Annotated in this window: 21 protein-coding genes and 1 pseudogene; 10 read left to right on the top strand and 12 right to left on the bottom strand. The window is 60.5% G+C overall.

Features of this window, described 5'->3' with window-relative positions; translation table 11 throughout:
- Nucleotides 1-71 precede the first annotated feature (71 nt).
- Nucleotides 72-1019, top strand: coding sequence for a diacylglycerol/lipid kinase family protein (locus tag QD409_RS11130; RefSeq protein WP_430762750.1), 948 nt, complete (start codon nucleotides 72-74; stop codon nucleotides 1017-1019).
- Nucleotides 1020-1024: 5 nt separating this feature from the next.
- On the opposite strand, the gene QD409_RS11125 is transcribed toward QD409_RS11130, so the two are convergent.
- Complete coding sequence (locus QD409_RS11125; protein WP_430762749.1) at nucleotides 1025-2365, bottom strand: glutamine synthetase family protein; 1341 nt, start codon at nucleotides 2363-2365, stop codon at nucleotides 1025-1027.
- Between the two features lie 288 nt (nucleotides 2366-2653).
- Here QD409_RS11125 and QD409_RS11120 point away from each other — a divergent pair, with 288 nt between their 5' ends.
- Complete coding sequence (locus tag QD409_RS11120) at nucleotides 2654-4021, top strand: aspartate aminotransferase family protein (RefSeq protein WP_430762748.1); 1368 nt, start codon at nucleotides 2654-2656, stop codon at nucleotides 4019-4021.
- Between the two features lie 105 nt (nucleotides 4022-4126).
- Here QD409_RS11120 and QD409_RS11115 read toward each other — a convergent pair whose 3' ends face one another.
- Complete coding sequence (locus QD409_RS11115) at nucleotides 4127-5146, bottom strand: glycosyltransferase family 2 protein (protein ID WP_430762785.1); 1020 nt, start codon at nucleotides 5144-5146, stop codon at nucleotides 4127-4129.
- 96 nt (nucleotides 5147-5242) lie between these two features.
- Between QD409_RS11115 and QD409_RS11110 the strand changes: the two genes are divergently transcribed.
- Nucleotides 5243-6202: a lysylphosphatidylglycerol synthase domain-containing protein gene (locus QD409_RS11110; RefSeq protein ID WP_430762747.1), complete on the top strand. Its 960-nt coding sequence runs from the start codon at nucleotides 5243-5245 to the stop codon at nucleotides 6200-6202.
- Nucleotides 6203-6207: 5 nt separating this feature from the next.
- Here the strand turns inward: QD409_RS11110 and QD409_RS11105 are convergent, their stop codons facing one another.
- The 4 genes from QD409_RS11105 to QD409_RS11090 are packed head-to-tail and all read right to left on the bottom strand — an operon-like array spanning nucleotide 6208 to nucleotide 8587.
- Nucleotides 6208-7449, bottom strand: coding sequence for an RNA polymerase sigma factor (locus tag QD409_RS11105; protein WP_430762784.1), 1242 nt, complete (start codon nucleotides 7447-7449; stop codon nucleotides 6208-6210).
- 10 nt (nucleotides 7450-7459) lie between these two features.
- Complete coding sequence (locus QD409_RS11100; protein WP_430762746.1) at nucleotides 7460-7837, bottom strand: YciI family protein; 378 nt, start codon at nucleotides 7835-7837, stop codon at nucleotides 7460-7462.
- Nucleotides 7838-7854: 17 nt separating this feature from the next.
- The gene (locus tag QD409_RS11095; RefSeq protein WP_430762745.1) at nucleotides 7855-8217 is read right to left on the bottom strand and encodes a YciI family protein; all 363 of its coding nucleotides are present in this window, start codon (nucleotides 8215-8217) and stop codon (nucleotides 7855-7857) included.
- Nucleotides 8218-8227: 10 nt separating this feature from the next.
- Nucleotides 8228-8587 carry a YciI family protein gene (locus tag QD409_RS11090; protein ID WP_430762744.1) on the bottom strand — a complete coding sequence of 120 codons (360 nt, stop codon included), beginning with the start codon at nucleotides 8585-8587 and terminating at the stop codon, nucleotides 8228-8230.
- Nucleotides 8588-8743: 156 nt separating this feature from the next.
- On the opposite strand from QD409_RS11090, the gene QD409_RS11085 reads away from it, so the two are divergent.
- Entirely contained in the window at nucleotides 8744-8974 is a 231-nt protein-coding gene (locus tag QD409_RS11085; RefSeq protein WP_092845699.1) for a hypothetical protein, read from the top strand.
- 17 nt (nucleotides 8975-8991) lie between these two features.
- Here QD409_RS11085 and QD409_RS11080 read toward each other — a convergent pair whose 3' ends face one another.
- From QD409_RS11080 to QD409_RS11070, 3 genes are all read right to left on the bottom strand, one after another.
- Nucleotides 8992-10494, bottom strand: coding sequence for an AMP nucleosidase (locus tag QD409_RS11080; RefSeq protein WP_430762743.1), 1503 nt, complete (start codon nucleotides 10492-10494; stop codon nucleotides 8992-8994).
- Nucleotides 10495-10615: 121 nt separating this feature from the next.
- Nucleotides 10616-10792 carry a hypothetical protein gene (locus tag QD409_RS11075; RefSeq protein WP_167667933.1) on the bottom strand — a complete coding sequence of 59 codons (177 nt, stop codon included), beginning with the start codon at nucleotides 10790-10792 and terminating at the stop codon, nucleotides 10616-10618.
- 203 nt (nucleotides 10793-10995) lie between these two features.
- Nucleotides 10996-11334 carry a DUF2147 domain-containing protein gene (locus tag QD409_RS11070; protein ID WP_092845695.1) on the bottom strand — a complete coding sequence of 113 codons (339 nt, stop codon included), beginning with the start codon at nucleotides 11332-11334 and terminating at the stop codon, nucleotides 10996-10998.
- Nucleotides 11335-11794: 460 nt separating this feature from the next.
- Here QD409_RS11070 and QD409_RS11065 point away from each other — a divergent pair, with 460 nt between their 5' ends.
- Nucleotides 11795-12058 carry a sel1 repeat family protein gene (locus QD409_RS11065; RefSeq protein ID WP_004121770.1) on the top strand — a complete coding sequence of 88 codons (264 nt, stop codon included), beginning with the start codon at nucleotides 11795-11797 and terminating at the stop codon, nucleotides 12056-12058.
- A 236-nt stretch (nucleotides 12059-12294) separates the two neighbouring features.
- Here QD409_RS11065 and QD409_RS11060 read toward each other — a convergent pair whose 3' ends face one another.
- Both QD409_RS11060 and QD409_RS11055 read right to left on the bottom strand, forming a co-directional pair.
- Entirely contained in the window at nucleotides 12295-13407 is a 1113-nt protein-coding gene (locus QD409_RS11060) for a pyridoxal phosphate-dependent aminotransferase (protein ID WP_092845693.1), read from the bottom strand.
- A gap of 129 nt (nucleotides 13408-13536) precedes the next feature.
- Entirely contained in the window at nucleotides 13537-14124 is a 588-nt protein-coding gene (locus QD409_RS11055) for a TetR/AcrR family transcriptional regulator (RefSeq protein ID WP_092845691.1), read from the bottom strand.
- Between the two features lie 125 nt (nucleotides 14125-14249).
- Here QD409_RS11055 and QD409_RS11050 point away from each other — a divergent pair, with 125 nt between their 5' ends.
- Together QD409_RS11050 and QD409_RS11045 are read left to right on the top strand one after the other, a co-directional pair.
- On the top strand, nucleotides 14250-14630 hold the full coding sequence (locus QD409_RS11050; protein ID WP_092845689.1) for a DUF4267 domain-containing protein: 381 nt from the start codon (nucleotides 14250-14252) through the stop codon (nucleotides 14628-14630).
- 1 nt (nucleotide 14631) lies between these two features.
- Nucleotides 14632-14982, top strand: a complete 351-nt coding sequence (locus QD409_RS11045; RefSeq protein WP_092845687.1) for a DoxX family protein — start codon at nucleotides 14632-14634, stop codon at nucleotides 14980-14982.
- Nucleotides 14983-15039: 57 nt separating this feature from the next.
- Here QD409_RS11045 and QD409_RS11040 read toward each other — a convergent pair whose 3' ends face one another.
- Complete coding sequence (locus QD409_RS11040) at nucleotides 15040-15432, bottom strand: PilZ domain-containing protein (RefSeq protein WP_167667932.1); 393 nt, start codon at nucleotides 15430-15432, stop codon at nucleotides 15040-15042.
- 309 nt (nucleotides 15433-15741) lie between these two features.
- On the opposite strand from QD409_RS11040, the gene QD409_RS11035 reads away from it, so the two are divergent.
- The 3 genes and pseudogenes from QD409_RS11035 to QD409_RS11025 all read left to right on the top strand — a co-directional run.
- A complete protein-coding gene (locus tag QD409_RS11035) occupies nucleotides 15742-16176 on the top strand; it encodes a glyoxalase superfamily protein (protein WP_092845683.1) in 435 nt (144 codons plus the stop codon).
- A gap of 65 nt (nucleotides 16177-16241) precedes the next feature.
- Entirely contained in the window at nucleotides 16242-17609 is a 1368-nt protein-coding gene (locus tag QD409_RS11030; protein WP_092845681.1) for an MATE family efflux transporter, read from the top strand.
- An 85-nt stretch (nucleotides 17610-17694) separates the two neighbouring features.
- Nucleotides 17695-17835, top strand: a pseudogene (locus tag QD409_RS11025) (IS5/IS1182 family transposase); the annotation flags it as partial.

Below are 17835 nucleotides of genomic sequence, written 5' to 3'. Positions count from 1 at the left end.
CATCTGACAGAAAGCGCACGGGGGCATCAGCTCCCCAAGGAAACACAATTTGCGGAAAACCGAGAGCCTGAATGAGATTGATCGGCTTCTTCAATCGTGATGGCGGTACTTTCCGGACGACCGACATGGCTGCCTACCAACAAAGGGCGGAACAGGTCTTCCATGATGCCGGCCATGATTTCGAAGCTGTCATCGTGGCTGGACGAGATATCGTATCGGCAATGGAGCGCGCGGCGCGGCGCGATGACATTGACGGAATTATCGCCGGCGGCGGGGATGGCACGATTTCGGCCGCGGCTGCGATCGCCTGGAAGAACGGTGTCGCCCTCGGCGTCATTCCAGCTGGCACCATGAACCTCTTTGCCCGTTCGCTGCGATTGCCGCTCGACATCTGGCAGACGCTAGGCGTGCTGGCGACGGGCGAGGTGGACAATGTCGATATCGGCAGCGCCAACGGCCGCGCCTTCGTGCACCAGTTTTCCGCCGGCCTGCATGCGCGCATGGTGCGATATCGCAACGGCTATACCTATCGCTCGCGCCTCGGAAAGATGTCGGCGAGCACCCGCGCGGCCTTCGGTGTTATTGCCAATCCGCCGGAATTCGATGTTGATTTCGAGGCTGGCGGCATTCACGAGCGCCGGCATGTCTCGGCGATCTCCGTCTCCAACAATCCCTTTGGAGCGAATGCGCTGCTTTATGCCGATAGTCTGCGCAGCGGTGAGCTGGGCTTTTACACGGCAAAACCCTTGCGGCCACTCGGTGTCGCCCGCCTTGCGTTCGACATGCTGCGCGGCCGGGTCCGCGACAATGCCGATGTCATGGTCATGCATGCGCCGGAGGTGCACCTGCACTTCCCGAAGCTGCGCCATCTCTCAAATTGCGTCATGGATGGCGAGTTGCTGCCGCTCGAGCGTGACGTGACGCTCAAGGTGCATCCCGGCGAGCTTAGGGTCATGGTCAGGCAAGGGACCGCCGTCAAGGTAGAGCGCGAGGGCGCTGTCGATAGCGTCGCTATCTGACACGCTCAAAGGCGGGGCAGATAGGTCCTGTAATCGAAATCCGAAACGCTGCGCAGATAGCGGATCGCTTCCTTGCGTTTCGTATCGCCGTAAAGCCGCTGATATCGTTCCCCGAAAATATCGGCGATGAAGGCCGAGGTGCGGAAGCGCTCGACGGCGGTCAGGAAGTCATGCGTCAGCCTTGGCGCATCCGTCGGCACGTAAGCCGGGGTCGTCTCCTCACCGGGATCGAGGTCGTTCTCCAGGCCGAGCAGCATGCCGCCGAGGATCGCCGCCAGCATCAGATAGGGATTGGCGTCGGCGCCGGCGACGCGGTGCTCGACGCGTGCGCCCGGTCCGTCTTTTTCGGGAATCCGGACGGCGGTGCCGCGATGGCCGAAGCCCCAGGTCAGGTCGACAGGGGCGAACGAGCCCGGCTGGAAACGGCGATAGGAATTGGCATAGGGCGCGAAAACCAGCTGCGCGTCCTGCAGCGTCTGCAGCAGCCCGGCGCAGATCGACTTCAGCTTCCTCGGCTCGCCGCCTGCGGCATCGAGGACATTGCCGCCCTGAGCGTCGATGATGCTGGCGTGGACATGCAGTCCCGAGCCGGCATGCTCTGTATAGGGCTTGGCCATGCAGGTCGATTTCAGGCCATGCTTGCGGGCAGCCTGTTCGGCCACGCGCTTCAGCATGATGCAGTCGTCGGCGGCGGCCAGCGCGTCCGGGCGATGCAGCAGGTTGACTTCGAATTGGCCCGGGCCGAATTCCGCCGTCGTCGCATCCGCCGGCAACCCTTGTGTCCGCGCATAGCTGCGTAGCGTTTCGAGGTAGTTGTCGAGGAGATCGACGGCATCCATGTCGTAGAGCTGAAAGCCGTTCGGTTCGCCCTGGTAGGTCAATGCCGCAGGCGGCGAGGGGATGCCTCTTTCGCGCCAGTCTCCGGCGAGCAGATAGAATTCCAGTTCGGTCGCGATGACGGGCGTCAGGCCGAGCGCCTTGTAACGGTCGACCACGGCAGCAAGAATGGCGCGCGGGTCCTGAAAGCTCGGACTGCCGTCGAGTTCATGCATGGTGGCCAGCACCTGCTTCGACCCCGCCGGAGCCCAGGGCATGTCGGCGAGCGTGCGCTCGTCCGCAACGCAGGTCCCGTCCGGATCACCGATCGTCAGCGACAGGCCGGTAATGTCGTCATTGTCGTCACCCCAGATGTCGAGCGATTGCGTCGAGGTCGGCAACCGCACCGCGCCGGACCAGACCTTCTTTTCGGCCGCAATCGGGATCTGCTTGCCCCTGAGTCGGCCGTTCATGTCCGATATCAGCACCTCGATGCGCGCGTTACCTTCGGTTGCGTTGTCGGCCGGCATGCTCTTGTAAACCCCCAATGTTCACGGCATGGTCGTAAACCAAGATAGCTTTCAGTCAAGTCTGGCTACGCTGCGGCTTCGCGCCAGGCCCCTCACCCTAACCCTCTCCCCGCATGGGCGGGGAGAGGGGACACTCCGTTGCCCAGCCTCGCTCAAAACGGCACGTGGCGCGAAAACTCCCTCTCCCCGTTCGACGGGGAGAGGGCTGGGGTGAGGGGCCATGCCAAGAATCGCGGCGTCGGAGGACCTGCCTGACAGGCACCAATTCAAAGAGGGTTCGAATACGCCATGACCGACACACCAAGCCGCTCCAATCTCGCCGCCCTCGATGCCGCCCATCACCTCCACCCCTTTGCAGATATGCGCAAGCTCAATGCCGAGGGTGCCCGCGTCATCCAGCGCGGCGAGGGCGTCTATATTTTTGATGCGGAAGGGCGGAAGTACCTCGATGGATTTGCCGGCCTCTGGTGCGTGAACATCGGTTATGGCCGCACGGAAATCGCCGACGCCGTTCTCAGGCAGATGAACGAGCTGCCCTATTACAACACCTTCTTCGGCACCACGACGACTCCTGCGACGCTGCTCGCCGAAAAGGTCTGCGCCCATGCCGGGCCGCAGTTCAACCATGTGTTCTTCACCAATTCCGGCTCCGAGGCCAACGATACCTGGTTCCGCATGGCGCGGGTTTATTGGGGCGCCGTGGGCAAGCCGACGAAGAAGACCATCATTGCCCGCAAGAACGGCTATCACGGCTCGACCGTCGCCGGCGCCAGCATGGGCGGCATGAAATATATGCATGAGCAGGGTGATCTGCCGATAGCTGGGATCGCCCATATCGGCCAGCCCTACTGGTATGCAGAGGGCGGCGATCTTTCGCCGGAGGAATTCGGCCTCAAGGTTGCCCGCGAACTGGAAGAGAAGATCGATGAATTGGGCGAGGACAATGTCGCCGCTTTCATCGCAGAGCCCTTGCAAGGGGCAGGCGGCGTCATCATCCCGCCCTCCACCTACTGGCCTGAGATCGCGCGCATCTGCAAGGCGAGGAACATTCTTCTCGTGAGTGACGAGGTCATCTGCGGCTTCGGTCGTCTCGGCTCATGGTTCGGCCATCAGCATTTCGGCGTCGGGCCCGACCTTGCGCCGATCGCCAAGGGACTTTCCTCCGGCTATCTGCCGATCGGTGGCGTGCTCGTCAGCGACCGCATCGCCGACGTGCTGATCAACGAGGTCGGAGAATTCAATCACGGCTTCACCTATTCCGGCCATCCGGTTTGCGCGGCTGCCGCTCTGGAGAATTTGAGGATCATCGAGGAGGAGCGGCTGGTCGAGCGCGTTCGCGACGACATCGGCCCTTACTTCGCCAAGGCCTGGGGCAGCCTCGCGGATCACGACATGGTCGGCGAAGCCGTCAGTATTGGTCTCATGGGCGCATTGCAGCTTGCGGCCGATAAATCCACCCGCCGCCGCTTCGAGAAGCCGGATGCGATAGGCTCGGCCGTGCGCAATCATGCCTTGGCGAATGGCCTCGTGCTGCGAGCGACCGGCGACCGAATGCTGGCCTCGCCGCCGCTCGTCATCAGTCATGAGGAAGTGGATACGATGGTCCGCATCGCGCGGCAGGCGCTTGATGTCATTTGGGCCGACGTGCGCTCGTAAACGGCGCTGCCTGCGGCGTTTCGCTTCAACGATACCCGTGCGCCATGGGAAGGCGCACGGAGGGTACGATCACGAAGCCGGTAGCCCGGCGTTCAGGCTGGAAGCTTAGGTGTCCTGATGTTCGCGATCGAAGATCTTGCGCACGATGTAGTTCGGCGAAAGATCGTCGCGATAATAGATACGCGCGATCATTTCGGCGAGAATACCGGTGGTGATCATCTGAACGGACGACAGCAGCAGCACGACGCCGACCATCAACAGCGGACGGCTGCCGATATCGTCACCGAAGATGAACTTGTCGATGAAGAGCCAGAACAGGATAATCGCTGCGAGCGCGCCGAGCCCGAGGCCGAGCGAGCCGAAGAAATGCCCCGGCCGCGCCTTGTAGCGCATGAAGAACATCACCGACAGCAGATCGAGAATGACGCGGAAGGTGCGCGAGATCCCGTATTTCGATGTGCCGTGCTGGCGCGCGTGGTGGGTGACGGGCACTTCGCCGATGCGCGAGCTCGGCACGACGCCGGCAACCCAGGCGGGGATGAAGCGGTGCATCTCGCCCATCAGCTTGACCTGCTTGATGATCGAAGCGCGATAGATTTTCAGGCTGCAGCCATAATCGTGCAGCTTGACGCCGGTAATGCGGCCGATCAGGTAATTGGCGCACCATGAGGGGATCTTGCGCAGCAGAAGCCCGTCCTGGCGGTTCTTGCGCCAGCCGACGAGCAGGTCGAGCTGCCGCCGCTCCAGCTCCTCGACCATCGAGGGAATATCCTTCGGGTCGTTCTGCAGATCGCCGTCCATGGTGGCGATGAGGCGGCCGTTGGCGGCATCGATGCCTGCCTGCATAGCTGCCGTCTGACCGAAATTGCGTTGTAGTTCGACGATGCGCAGGATCAGCCCCTCGCGCGTCAGCGACCGGCGCGCGTTGGCGAGCGTCGCGTCCGTGCTGCCGTCATCGACGAGGATCAGCTCCCAGGGTTTGGTAAAACCGGTCATCGCCGAACAGATACGCTCGATCAGCGGTCCGACGCTTTCTTCCTCGTTGAAGACGGGTACGACCAGCGAAAGCTCTAGAGGGTCTGCCGCATCGGCCTGGGGGAGGGGCGACTCTGCCGTTGTCTGCAACACTTCTTTCTCCTAAAAGACCGACAGAACCTGCCGGACGAAACGAGCGAAAAGTCCGGTTTGAAGTCTCCGCTCGCATTTGGGTGCCCTAACTACATGAAGACTCCCATGGTGGCCAGCCGACAGAATTGGTTTATTCGCAACCGAATGATGCTGCTGACCCTCGCCGTTGTCGTGGCTTATGCCGCTTTCATCGAATGGTTCTGGGGGTGGAGTTCCATCCTGGCGCAATGGAGCAAGGTCGGCGCGCTGCCGATCCTTCTGGCGCTCGCCCTTCTGACCGGCACCTACTTTCTGCGCACATGGCGCATCTACGACTACTTCCCGAAGGAAACGACCGGCCGCTTCACAGCGCTATTCCGCGTCACGCAGGTCCATAACCTGCTGAATATCATGATGCCTTTCCGCACGGGCGAGACCAGCTTCCCGGTGCTGATGCGCTCCGAATTCGGCATTCCTCTTGCGCGTGGCACATCGGCCCTTTTCGTCATGCGGCTGCTCGATCTGCACGCGCTGCTGGCCGCGGCCGGTGTCGGCCTTGCGCTTGCCTCGCCCTATCGTGTTCTTGCCTGGATCGTATGGGCGGCCTTCCTGCTCCTCCCGGTCACGGGCTTTATCTCCCGCCGGCCGCTGATCAGGCTCGCCGCCCGCATCCTGCCGAAGAAGGCGCAGGGGCTGGTGCACGAGCTGGAGCGCGGCCTGCCGGTCGATGCCCGCGCCTTTGCGCGCGCCTGGCTGATGACCGTCGTCAACTGGTTGGTCAAGGTCGTGGTGCTAGCCTGGGCGCTCGGCCTCATGAATGTCACCCCGCTTTCGGCAAGCTTCGGCGGCGCGCTCGGTGGCGAATTGTCATCCGTCCTGCCGGTGCATGCGCCGGGCGGCGTCGGCACCTATCCGGCCGGTATCACTGCCGGCGCCATGGCCTTCGGTGCCTCGAGCGCGAAAGAGGCAATCGAAAACCTCGCGCAGGCCAGCATCAATGCCCACCTGCTGATCGTGGTGTCGGCGCTGACGGGAACCGCGATTGGATTGCTTGTCTCGCGCAAACGAGCCTGATTCATCTATTGCCGGGCAGCCACGTCAAGCTCTGCCAACCGCTTGCGCAGGAATGCTTGTTCCGGTGCCTGCTGGCAGAGCGATAGCGCCCTTTCGTAGGATTGCCGCGCCTCGTCCGACCGGCCGAGTTGCCTCAGGAAATCGGCTTTCGCGGCATGGGTCAGGTGATACCGCGCCATACGCTCCTCTTGCAGCAGCCCGTCGACGATGGAAAGGGCCACCGCCGGACCGTCGCGCATGGAGACGGCGACCGCTCGATTGAGCTCGATCACCGGCGAGGGGCTCGCCGTCAAGAGCAGGTCGTAGAGCATCACCAGTTGCCGCCAGTCGATATCGTCAGCGGTCACGGCTCGGGCATGTTCCGCTGCGATCGCGGCCTGCAGCGCATAGCTGCCGACGCTCTCCGCCGCCATTGCTCTCGCCGATAGCACCAGACCCTCGCGGATCTGGCTGCGATCCCAGAGCGCGCGATCCTGATCGACAAGCAGCACCAGATTGCCTGATGCATCGGTGCGCGCAAGACGCCGTGAATCCTGCAGCAGCATGATCGCAAGCAACCCTTCGACCTCCGGATCCGGCAAGAGCTGCAGCAAAAGCCTGCCGAGCCGAATGGCTTCCGCGGCAAGATCGGCGCGCACGATCGCAGAGCCGGAGGACGCCGAATAGCCCTCATTGAAGACGAGGTAGATGACATGCAGCACCTGCGCCAGCCGCTCTGGCAGTTCGATCTTGCCGGGCACTTCATAGGGAATATGGGCGGCGCGGATGCGGTTCTTGGCGCGAACGATGCGTTGGGCGACGGTCGGCGCCGGGATCAGGAAGGCGTGGGCGATCTCTTCCGTCGTCAGCCCGCAGACTTCACGCAGCGCCATCGCCATGCGCGCCTCGGCTGGCACGAGGGGATGGCAGCAGGTGAAGATCAGCCGCAGCATGTCGTCTTCGATTTCTTCATGTTCCAATGTCTCCATCGCCTCTCCCTCCGGATAAAGGCTGCCGGCAATATCGGAGCGGGCCGTGTCGAAGCGCGATCGCCGCCTGATATGGTCGATGGCGCGAAAGCGGCCGGCGGAGACTAGCCAGGCATAGGGATTGGCCGGGATCGTCTCGTCAGTCCATTGCTGCGCCGCCGCCGCAAAGGCGTCGTGGAGCGCTTCCTCGGCCCGGTCGAAATCGCCGAGCATGCGGATCAGCGTTGCCAGCACGCGGCGCGAATGGCTGCGATAGATGCCGTCGATGGTCTGGTTCAGCGACACGGCGTCAACGGTTCCCCGCTAGGTCTCCCCGAAGGGTCAGGGTGCGCACCGGACGGATCTCGATCGCACCGTAACGCACCGAGGGAATGCGCTTGGCAATGGCCGTCGCGCTTTCCAGATCAGGGGCATCGATAAGATAGAAACCGGCCAGATATTCCTTCGTCTCCACGAATGGCCCGTCTGTAACAGAAAACGCGTCTCCATCCGGCCGGATGACGATCGATTTGTTTCGGAGTTCCAGTGCATCCGAAACGATCAGGGTGCCGTCCTGCCGCAATCCCTCGTCATAGACGAAATGCTCGCCGATCAGATGGTTCATCTCGCTTTGGTCCAGTCGTCCGTCGACGTCGATGGATGTGTAGATCAGGCATAGAAACCGCATGTGTTTTCCTTTCTCAGCTATTGGTCCGGAAAGCGTATGTCGTAGGCGGCGCGCACCTCGATCATGCCATAGTGCGCGACGGGGAAGGTGGCGGCGATTTCAGTCGCTTCCTCCATGTCCCGTGCCTCGATCAACACGAAGCCGCCGAGATGCTCTTTCATTTCGGCGAAGGGACCGTCGGTGACCGCGGCTTCGTCCCGGCGCACCCGAACCGTTCTGGCGGCCTGCGGTTCGCGCAAGGCATTGGCGACGATGATATGGCCGCTTTCGCGCAGCCGGTTATCGTTGTCGATCGAATCCTGCGTCAGCTTTCGTCCTTCCCCTTCGGAAAGCTTGGCGATCTCGGCGGTCTCGAACCAGACCTGGCAAAGAAACCTCATCGCAGCCTCCTCAAACGTCAGGGCCGAAGGAATAGATCGGCCGCACCTCGATGGCGCCGAGCTTGGCGAGCGGAATGCCGGCGGCGACGCGGATCGCATCGTTCAGGTCCTTTGCCTCGATCAAGATGAAGCCGCCGAGATATTCCTTGGTTTCGATGAAGGGGCCGTCGGTCACCGACGTCTCGCCATTGCGGACCCGCACCGTCACTGCGGATTTTGGCGATTGCAGCGCCTCGGCAAGGATCATATGGCCGCTCGCCATCAGATCGCGGTCGTAGCCGAGCGAATCCGAATCGAGCTTGTGCTTTTGCTCTTTGGTCATGAGGTCGAGCCTCGTGCCATCGAACCAGACCTGGCAGAGATATTTCATCGCAGCGTCTCCTCTTTCAATTTGCTGACGGCCCTAGACGAGTGGTTCGCGCGCAAATCGACATCCCGATCCGCAGCATGGCAAAAATTTCGATCGCTGTCGAAAAAGCCCGTCGCCGGCCGACCAGTTCCGTCAACACGACAAGGAGAGACGGAAATGTACAGTCTGGAAGCCGCAATCGTACATTACTGGCAAAGGAAGACTCTATCGGAAGAGGAACTGCTTGAGGCGGCGGATGTGGGAAGGGTCGTTTACCGCATCTGGATCGGATTTGCGGGCTTTGCCCTGCTGATCCTGTGCCTCAGTTTGGGTGCGCAGCCAAACGACGAACGGCCGCAAGTTGCGGCCGCTGCCAAGATAGTTTCAGTGCCCGCTGACGGGCAATAGGGCGAAAGCCCCAGCGTTTATTGGAACGCCGTCTCGAAGAAGCTGCGTAGCTTGCGCGAATGCAGCGTTTCCGGCGGCATGGCTGCCAGCTTCTGGATGGCGCGGATGCCGATCTGCAGATGCTGGTTCACCTGGGTGCGATAGAAGGCGGTCGCCATGCCCGGCAGCTTCAGCTCGCCATGCAGCGGCTTGTCCGAAACGCAGAGCAGCGTGCCGTAGGGAACGCGGAAACGGAAGCCGTTGGCGGCGATCGTTGCCGATTCCATGTCGAGCGCGACCGCGCGAGCCTGAGACAGTCGCTTGACCGGGCCTGCCTGGTCGCGCAGTTCCCAGTTGCGGTTGTCGATGGTGCCGACGGTGCCCGTGCGCATGATGCGCTTTAGCTCGAAGCCCTCATAGCCGGTGATTTCGGCAACGGCCGCTTCCAGCGCCACCTGCACTTCGGCCAGAGCCGGGATCGGCACCCAAACCGGCAGGTCGTCGTCGAGAACGTGGTCTTCGCGCATATAGGCATGGGCAAGCACATAGTCGCCGAGACGCTGGCTATTACGCAGACCGGCGCAATGGCCTAGCATCAGCCAGGCATGCGGGCGAAGCACGGCAACGTGGTCGGTGATCGTCTTGGCGTTGGAGGGGCCGACGCCGATGTTGATCATGGTGATGCCGGCATGGCCCTTCTTCTTCAGATGGTAGGTAGGCATCTGCGGCAGCCGCGGCGCGGTCACATCGCCCTCGGGCTGGCTGGAGCCGGCCTTGGTGATGATGTTGCCGGGCTCGACGAATTCGGTATAGCCGTCTCCGCCGCTGGCCATCAGGTCGCGCGCCCACTTGCAGAATTCGTCGATATAGAACTGGTAGTTCGTGAACAGCACGAAATTCTGGAAATGCGACGCGCTGGTCGCCGTGTAGTGGACGAGGCGGGCCAGCGAATAGTCGATGCGCTGTGCCGTGAACGGGGCAAGCGGCGAGGGCTCGCCCGGCGGCGGGATATATTCGCCGTTGGCGATCTCGTCGTCCGTGGTGTTCAGGTCAGGCGTATCGAAGAGATCGCGCAGCGGAATATCCTCGAAGGCCGCGACGGAGGCTTCGACATGGGCTCCTTCGCCGAAGGCGAAATGCAGCGGGATCGGCGTGTTCGATTCCGACACGACCACCGGAACCTTGTGGCTGCGCATCAGGAGCGTCAGCTGCTCCTTGAGATAATGCTTGAAGAGCTGCGGGCGGGTGATGGTTGTCGTATAGACGCCGGGTGCCGTGACATGGCCGTAGGAAAGGCGCGAATCGACATGGCCGAAGCTCGTCGTCTCGATGCTGACCTGCGGATAGAAGGCGCGATAGCGCGCCGTGATCGGCTCACCCTGGGCAAGCTTGGTGAAATTGTCGATCAGGAACGCGGTATTGCGTTCGTAAAGCTCCGTCAGCGCTTCGACGGCTTTGCCCGGATCATCGAAGGTCCGCGGCTGGAACGGGATGGGGGAGGAAATGTCGAGGGGCGAAAAAGAAGAGATTCGGTTGCTCATGAGCCATTATAGAGTGTCGTTGATAACAAGCAAACGACGTTGCGGAAGACGGCTCCGGATTTTCTCAGCTATTTTGCAATCATATCCACACGCGGCCATCCGCGTGCGGCGAGGCGTTTGCTTACTGCACGGTCGTGCAATAGGGAGCGCCGGTCTGCAAGCAGGTGAAGCTTGCGCCGAAATGCGATTGTGCGCCGCTGCGGCCGGCATGTTCGACGGCAACCGAAAAGCTGAATGCGAAGACGGCGGCAAACAGCATGATGACGACAAAACGGCGTGCGATGATGATCGAGTCCATGGTCCTGGCCCTATCCGTGCCCTATACTGGACACTGTTTTGCCATGGTCAGGCTGAACGGGTGCTGAGATACCGGTTCATCCAGCGTTCATGAATCTTATCAGACTTGATTGCGCATTCGCCGGCATCAACGAACAACAAAAAGCCTGCCCGAAGGGTAGCGGGCAGGAATAGAGCGGCATGTTTTCTTAGGCTGCGTGCTCTTTAAAGCCTCGTCCATGTCTGCGACTTGCAGAATACCTTCAGAACGCAGCCCTTCATCCTGACCGTATTGCCGCTCACCGTGCCGGAGCCGCTATAGGTCTTGTCCTCGGATGGGTCGGTGAGCTCGCCCGTATAGCTTCCGCCTTTGCCCTGCATCTTGCCGATCTGTTTGCCGGCATATTTGCCTGTTTTCAGCGTGACGCAATAGCTGTCGCCGCAGGGCGCGATGACGGCGGTATCGCCAGCAACGGTCTTCCAGTTGCCGACGATCGGTTCGTCGGCGAAAGCGGTGCCTGCGCTGACAAACAGCGCCGCGGCAAGAATGGTTACACGGATCATATTATTGCTCCTCCCCAGGCACTTGCCGGTTCAACGGCGGGAAACGGCGTGAGATTATCTGACGCGAACGTAAAGGTAAATACGGTTTCCAAGCGCAAATTCCCTGTTTTGCCGCCTCAGCGCCTTGTCGAAAAACATCGCATCCGATTACTGCAGCTTTTTCGTGGTGAAGGAAGGGTTTAAATCCAGATCCTAACAAGAGGTAAAGCTCGCTTGAAAATCCTTAATTTGCAAGGGAAGTGATGTTTAACAAAATCCCAAGTTTACCAAGCATTTGTACTTTGTTTGCATCGAATTAAGCATGCATTTTAGCCGTTTTTTGAAAGCCGCCTGCGATAGTGAACCCATCAAACGAGCGGGGCAAACCCGCCGACCGGAAGAACCGGAAAGCCGCGAACGACGGCAAGGTTCGGACGGAAAACAGGGCAGATACGAACGAAAGTAAACAGGGACAAAACCGATGGCACGCTTCGAAACACCGATGTCTGAAATGGCCATGTTGGGTGGCAACAGCGCCGATGCCCTTTGCGAACTGGGCGTGAACTACGCGACTGGCCGGGGCTGCTCCGCAGATCTCGTTGCCGCCCATAAATGGTTGAATATCGCTGCCATCCGTGGCAGCGCGCGGGCCGCCGAGCTTCGTGCCGACGTCGCCGCGACCTTGACCAAGATGCAGCTCGCTACCGCGCTCCGCGCCGCCCGCGAGTGGATGACGACGCACTGAGGCGTGCCGCAAAGAACGCGACCTGAAGACTGACCTCGAAGGAGGGGATGTCGGCGGCCGACGGAGAGGCGACCCGCCGAATGATGAAAACCGCGACCAGCCGGAACAAGGCTGGCGCGGTTTCGTCGTTTGTGGCTTGAGCAATTCCAGGAAAAGTGCGCAGCGGTTTTTCGTCCGGAATTGCGCAAAACAAGGAGCTGGAACGGTTTAGCGCTTCCGTGAAACGCTGAACCGTTCTAGCCGATCGCTTTCAGCACCTGTGGCAGCGCTTCGGCCAAGAGATCCAGATCCTGCTTCGGCCCAACGCTGACGCGGATGCACCGGTTGAGCGGGGCTATTCCGGGCATGCGGATGAAGACGCCGTGCTGGATCAACCCGTCGACGATGGCACGGGCATAGACGCCGTCCCTTCCGCAATCGATGGCGACGAAGTTCGTGGCGGAGGCAAGCGGCAGCAACCCATTGTCGCGGGCTATCGTCCCGATGACCTCGCGCGCGGCCTGAATCTTGCCGACCACTTCGGTGAGATAGGCTTGATCCTTCAGGGCAGCGAGGGCCGCTACGGTCGCGAGCCTGTTCATGCCGAAATGGTTGCGGATCTTGTCGAAGGTGAGCACCGTCTCGGGTGCGCCGATGACATAACCGACGCGGGCGCCGGCGAGGCCGTAGGCCTTGGAGAAGGTGCGGGTGCGCAATACATTCGGCAGGTCGATCATGTCTAAGATCGCCGGCAGCGAACTTGCCGGTCCGGTTTCGCTATAGGCTTCGTCGAGGATCAGCAGGCAGTTTTCCGGCAGCGCGCGGGCAAAGGCGACGACCTTTTCGGCATCCCACCAGCTTCCCATCGGATTGTCGGGATTGGCGAAATAGACGAGCGGCGCATTCTCGCGCTTCACGGCCTCGAGCAACCCATCGAGATCCTCGCGGTCATTGACATAAGGCACGGTAACGAGGCGGCCGCCAAAGCCGGCGACATGGAAATTGAAAGTGGGATAGCCGCCGAGCGAGGTGACGACCGGCGTGCCCGGCTCGATGACCATACGGGTGATCAGGCCGAGCAGACTGTCGATGCCCTCACCGACGGCGATATTGGCCGCCTGTACGCCGAGATGCGCCGCGAGCGCCTGCTTCAGCTCGAAATTTTCCGGATCGTTATACATCCAGATATCACCAGCCCGCTCGCCCATGGCCGCGATGACGGAGGGTGCAGGGCCAAAACCGTTTTCATTGGCGCCGATACGGGCCTTGACCGTTAGCCCACGCTGACGCTCCAGCGCTTCGGGGCCGACGAAAGGGACGGTGGAGGGCAGGGCGCTGATCAGCGGTGTGAAGCGCGAGAAGGCGGACATGCTGGCTTTGTTTCCCGAATTCAGTTGCAGGGTGCGGCAGAATAGGCGCTTGGCGGGTGGTTGCAAGAGCAGAAAAGCTCCGCTTCCGGATAGCGGCATTTGGCACGCTGCGACAGAATGACATGAGCTTCAGTTAGGTCCGGCGCTCCCGGCGTTGATGATCGCCTGGACGACAAGTGCGATGCGTTTGTCATCCATGCCGGGCCTAACGCGGCCTGAACGTTCAAGCTCGGCAAGCCCATGAAGCGCTGCCCAGAAAGTCTCGGTGACGATCTCCACATCAGTGCAGAACGGAGACACGACCGCTGTAATTGCTTCGAAACCGTCGCGGAGTTCTGCTCTTGTTTCAGCATCGGCGAACTTCAATTGGGTCGGCAAGATGAACATGGCGTCGTAGAGTGCTGGGCGACTTAGTGCGAAAGTAAAATAGCCCGTGGCAACGCTCATGAGGGCGTCTTGTTGTCCGTCTGCCGCATCCACTGCTGTACGAAGAACGGTTGCGAGCTCCTTGAACCCTTCCACGGCAACTGCCGCAACGATGGCATCCCTGCTCGCGAAATGTGAATAGAGGACGGGCTGGCTATATTCGATTTCGTTGGCCAGGCGGCGAATGGTAACGGCATCCCATCCTTCGCTTTCCGCGATTGCACGCGCTGCCGCAACGATGCGATCTTCGCGTTCGGCCCGTTCTCGACTTTTTCGGTCTGTGACATTCATCCCAAAATCTCCATGTCCGCACGGCAAATATGCACCGAGTTTATAGCGCCGCTTGACTATCTAGCAATGCTAGGCCATTGTCTAGCAATGATAGATTATATTGCAACGCTAGGAGAATTGCAAAAATGTACTGGCTTGTTAACGGGATCGGGTTGCTTGTGGCTCTGGCGATTATCGCAATCGGCACCAGCTATATCGCGAGCCCAATGACCACAACGCGCGGGTTTGGCCTGCCGCTTCCTGACGATGGCCCCAATATCCCTTGGTGGCTACGCCTCAAGGGAGTTCGCGACATCGCGGCGGGATTGCTCGTGCTTGCATTTATGGTGTGGGGCACTCAGCGGGAGATTGCTATCGTCCTTCTGGTCGAAGCGATTATCCCCATCGGCGACATGCTGCTCATTCTTGCAGCGAAAGGCTCCAGCAAAAGCGCCTTCGGCATTCACGGCCTTACGGCGGTGATCATGGTCCTGGCTGCCATCCCCATGCTGATCGGTGGGCATTGAGATGGTTCAGATTCTTTCCATATGGTTTTTGGTTGTCGCATTTTCTGGTGCAGGTCTTGCAAACGCGATCCGTAGCTCCGCGACACGAAACGATTTTGTTCGCTGGGGCTATCCGCCTTGGTGGGGCATTGTCGCCGGTGGATTGGAGATATTCAGCGCCGCCCTGATTGCGTTTCCTGTCAGCCGCGTGGCCGGGATGGTACTTGGCGCGGCAATCATTGCGGCTGCGCTGCTAAGCGTCCTGCGCCACCGCGAATATTCGCACCTTGCGCCTTTGAGTGTCTTTGTCACCTTGATTGCTGTTGCCGCGGTCTCATCCTACGCACTGCCGGCAAAGCTGCTCGCCCAATAGAGATCCGAACGCAGCCGCCAGCTGTGTTCCCGGCTCTCGCCGAATTGCGCCTGCTGCCTACTGCCTTCTGCCCCGCGCAGCCAGCGCTTCGACATTGCCGATCATGAAGTCGGCACGCACGACGCGTCGCAATGTTTCCGGTTCGATCAGGTTGATGAAGCGGACATGGACGCGGTTGCCGTTGCGGCTGACCTCGGCGCAGGCGATGCGGTAGGCGAGCCCGAGGATGTTCAGATAGTAATGGCTCGGCAGGCCGACGGTCGTGCCGACGACAAAGCTGGCGCCGCCGCGCGAGATATCGATAATCTCGGCGCTGCGCACGGAGATGCCGGTGAGGCACGGGCGTACCGCCACGAGACGTGCAGGCCGCTGGACGAAGAACCGTTCCCAGCTGCGTTCATAGACTTCGGATTTGACTTTCGCCAGATGGGTTGCGCGAAGCATTGTCATTCCCTGTTGAAGAACAGACCGAATTCATCTCGGTTACATCATGAACCTTGCACGGAGATTTTGCGGAAGCGTCAATTGCATTGGTAGAATTTTAACGGGTTCGCTATTTGTGCCGATTTGGGTGCATCTTGACTGTGGCATCGGCTTGGATCATATAGCCTCTCGGTTCGAGACGCCTGCCGCTCGCGGATGAAAATCCAAGGTGAAGTTCTCGCTGTTTTGGTCACAGCCACATAAGGCATGCTGACTGACGGTAATGCGAGCCCCGTTTCACGGTCGTAATTGCGTGCCTTAGTAAAGGCTGATCCTATGACGACGTATCCGTCCATAGATGAATTGAAGGCTCAAGCCCGGCGTCTGCGCCAGGCGATGGCCGAGCGCGGCGACGACATAAGCCACAGCACCGCGCTGGAACTTATCGCCAAGCAACATGGACTGCGCGATTGGAACACGCTGTCGGCGCTTGCGGCAAAACCGAATGACGGACCCGATGCACCCTTCGATGTCGGTTCCGCCGTTCGCGGGCGCTATCTGAACCAGCCGTTCACGGGCAAAGTGTTGGCGATGTCGGCAAAATCCGGCGGTCTCTACAAGATAACGATCCATTTCGACGAGCCGGTCGACGTGGTCGAATTCGAGAGCTTCTCGGCATTCCGCCAGCGCATCAACGCCCAGGTCGATGCCGATGGGGTTTCGCCGCGCAAGACGTCGAACGGCGTGCCGCATCTTATTCTCGACATCTGACATTCATCTTTCATCACTAGATCTCTATCTTCGCCAATAACGAGCGATTCCGTCTGGATACTACCATGACACGTCATACTGAAAACAACATGTTCCTCACCGGCTGGCTGCCAGGCGTCTTTATCAAAACCGCCGCGCCGATCGTTGTCATCACCACCGTCAGCGGCCTCTTTGCCGTCGTGGACGCCTATTTCCTTGGTGTCTATGTCGGAGCCGACGCGATTTCGGCCGTCAGCCTCATCTTCCCTGCGCTCATGCTGCTGGTCGCGCTGCAGACGCTGGTTTCGAACGGCATGGCAAGCATTCTCGCACGCCGTCTCGGGGCCGGAGACCGCGAAGGGGCAAAGTCCGTGTTCACGGGAGCCCATACGCTGGCGATCGCCGTCGTGGTGATAATCAATCTCGTCTACTGGCTCGCAGCCCGGCAGTTCATTTCCGTGGCCGCGGTCGGAAACGCTGAGGTCGCCCGCTCCGGCGAGGCCTTCATGGGCGTCATGGTCGCCTTCGCGCCGATCAGCTTTTTCCTCTCGCTGCACCTCGATGGGCTGCGCTGCGAAGGAAAGCTCGGCTTCATGACGCTGGTGACGCTCGCCTCGACGCTGCTCAACATTCTGGCGAACTGGCTGATGATGGCCGTCGCCCATTGGGGCGTGGTCGGCTCCGCCGGTGGTTCGATCCTGGCGCAGTTCATCTGCCTAGCGATCGTGATCGCCTATCGTCTCCGTCGGCCCAACGGGCTCTGGGTCGACAAGGCGCTGCATGTTCGCGAGTGGCGCGGTATCTTTGCCTTCGGCGCGCCGATGAGCCTCGGCTTCATCGGCATTTCGCTAAGCTCGGCTGCCATTCTCTTCAACGTGTCGATCTGGCATCAGGGCGATTACGTCGCGACCGTCGGCGCCTACGGGATCGTGACGCGAGTGATGACCTTCGCCTATCTGCCGCTTCTCGGCTTGAGCATCGGGCTGCAGACCATATCGGGTCATAATCATGGTGCCGCACTTCCCGCCCGCGTCGGCCATAGCGTGCTGATTGCCATGATCTCGGCTCTAGTCTATTGCGCTGCCGTCGAACTTGCCGTCGAGTTGCTGGCGGGACATCTGGGATCGATCTTCGTGGCCGATCCGGTGATTGTCGAAGAAGTGGGCCGCATCCTGCCCTGGACGATCGGCGCCTATTTCCTGTTCGGTCAGGCGATCATCCTGTCGTCCTATTTCCAGTCGATCGGCGATGCGAAACGCGGCGCGATCTTCGGTCTGTCACGGTCCTATCTGTTCACCCTGCCGCTGACATTTTTCCTGCCACTCGTCTTCGGCGAACGCGGGATTTGGATGACGCCGATCTTCGCGGAGGCGGGGATGATCCTGCTCACCTGGCTGGTGCTGTCGCGCAATGCCAGGGATCGGAAATGGCGTTACGGCCTGCTACCTGCATGACATGAAAAAGGCCGCGCTCTCAGGCGCGGCCTCAGATTGCTGACAAACCCCTGGCCTTGGCTGGGGGTTTATGATTCACTGGGACATGTTGAAGAAACCCGCTCCCGAACAGACGGCTCTCGAGATGGTGACGCTCGACAGTCTGGTGCCCCGGGATCACCTGCTTCGCAAGATCGACGCGGTGATCGACTTCTCGTTCATCCATGATCGCGTCGCCGGCCTGTAC

Source organism: Rhizobium sp. BR 315, assembly GCF_050577975.1.
Classification (GTDB): domain Bacteria; phylum Pseudomonadota; class Alphaproteobacteria; order Rhizobiales; family Rhizobiaceae; genus Rhizobium; species Rhizobium miluonense.
Note: the sequence above shows the minus strand (reverse complement) of the source record. Positions and strands in the feature narration are given on the sequence as shown.

Bases quoted from the DNA above. Each gene is read 5' to 3' on its own strand.
- QD409_RS11130 (WP_430762750.1), top strand. From the start codon at position 72: ATGAGATTGATCGGCTTCTTCAATCGTGATGGCGGTACTTTCCGGACG.
- QD409_RS11125 (WP_430762749.1), bottom strand. From the start codon at position 2,365: ATGCCGGCCGACAACGCAACCGAAGGTAACGCGCGCATCGAGGTGCTG.
- QD409_RS11120 (WP_430762748.1), top strand. From the start codon at position 2,654: ATGACCGACACACCAAGCCGCTCCAATCTCGCCGCCCTCGATGCCGCC.
- QD409_RS11110 (WP_430762747.1), top strand. From the start codon at position 5,243: ATGAAGACTCCCATGGTGGCCAGCCGACAGAATTGGTTTATTCGCAAC.
- QD409_RS11100 (WP_430762746.1), bottom strand. From the start codon at position 7,837: ATGCGGTTTCTATGCCTGATCTACACATCCATCGACGTCGACGGACGA.
- QD409_RS11095 (WP_430762745.1), bottom strand. From the start codon at position 8,217: ATGAGGTTTCTTTGCCAGGTCTGGTTCGAGACCGCCGAGATCGCCAAG.
- QD409_RS11090 (WP_430762744.1), bottom strand. From the start codon at position 8,587: ATGAAATATCTCTGCCAGGTCTGGTTCGATGGCACGAGGCTCGACCTC.
- QD409_RS11085 (WP_092845699.1), top strand. From the start codon at position 8,744: ATGTACAGTCTGGAAGCCGCAATCGTACATTACTGGCAAAGGAAGACT.
- QD409_RS11080 (WP_430762743.1), bottom strand. From the start codon at position 10,494: ATGAGCAACCGAATCTCTTCTTTTTCGCCCCTCGACATTTCCTCCCCC.
- QD409_RS11075 (WP_167667933.1), bottom strand. From the start codon at position 10,792: ATGGACTCGATCATCATCGCACGCCGTTTTGTCGTCATCATGCTGTTT.
- QD409_RS11070 (WP_092845695.1), bottom strand. From the start codon at position 11,334: ATGATCCGTGTAACCATTCTTGCCGCGGCGCTGTTTGTCAGCGCAGGC.
- QD409_RS11065 (WP_004121770.1), top strand. From the start codon at position 11,795: ATGGCACGCTTCGAAACACCGATGTCTGAAATGGCCATGTTGGGTGGC.
- QD409_RS11060 (WP_092845693.1), bottom strand. From the start codon at position 13,407: ATGTCCGCCTTCTCGCGCTTCACACCGCTGATCAGCGCCCTGCCCTCC.
- QD409_RS11055 (WP_092845691.1), bottom strand. From the start codon at position 14,124: ATGAATGTCACAGACCGAAAAAGTCGAGAACGGGCCGAACGCGAAGAT.
- QD409_RS11050 (WP_092845689.1), top strand. From the start codon at position 14,250: ATGTACTGGCTTGTTAACGGGATCGGGTTGCTTGTGGCTCTGGCGATT.
- QD409_RS11045 (WP_092845687.1), top strand. From the start codon at position 14,632: ATGGTTCAGATTCTTTCCATATGGTTTTTGGTTGTCGCATTTTCTGGT.
- QD409_RS11040 (WP_167667932.1), bottom strand. From the start codon at position 15,432: ATGACAATGCTTCGCGCAACCCATCTGGCGAAAGTCAAATCCGAAGTC.
- QD409_RS11035 (WP_092845683.1), top strand. From the start codon at position 15,742: ATGACGACGTATCCGTCCATAGATGAATTGAAGGCTCAAGCCCGGCGT.
- QD409_RS11030 (WP_092845681.1), top strand. From the start codon at position 16,242: ATGACACGTCATACTGAAAACAACATGTTCCTCACCGGCTGGCTGCCA.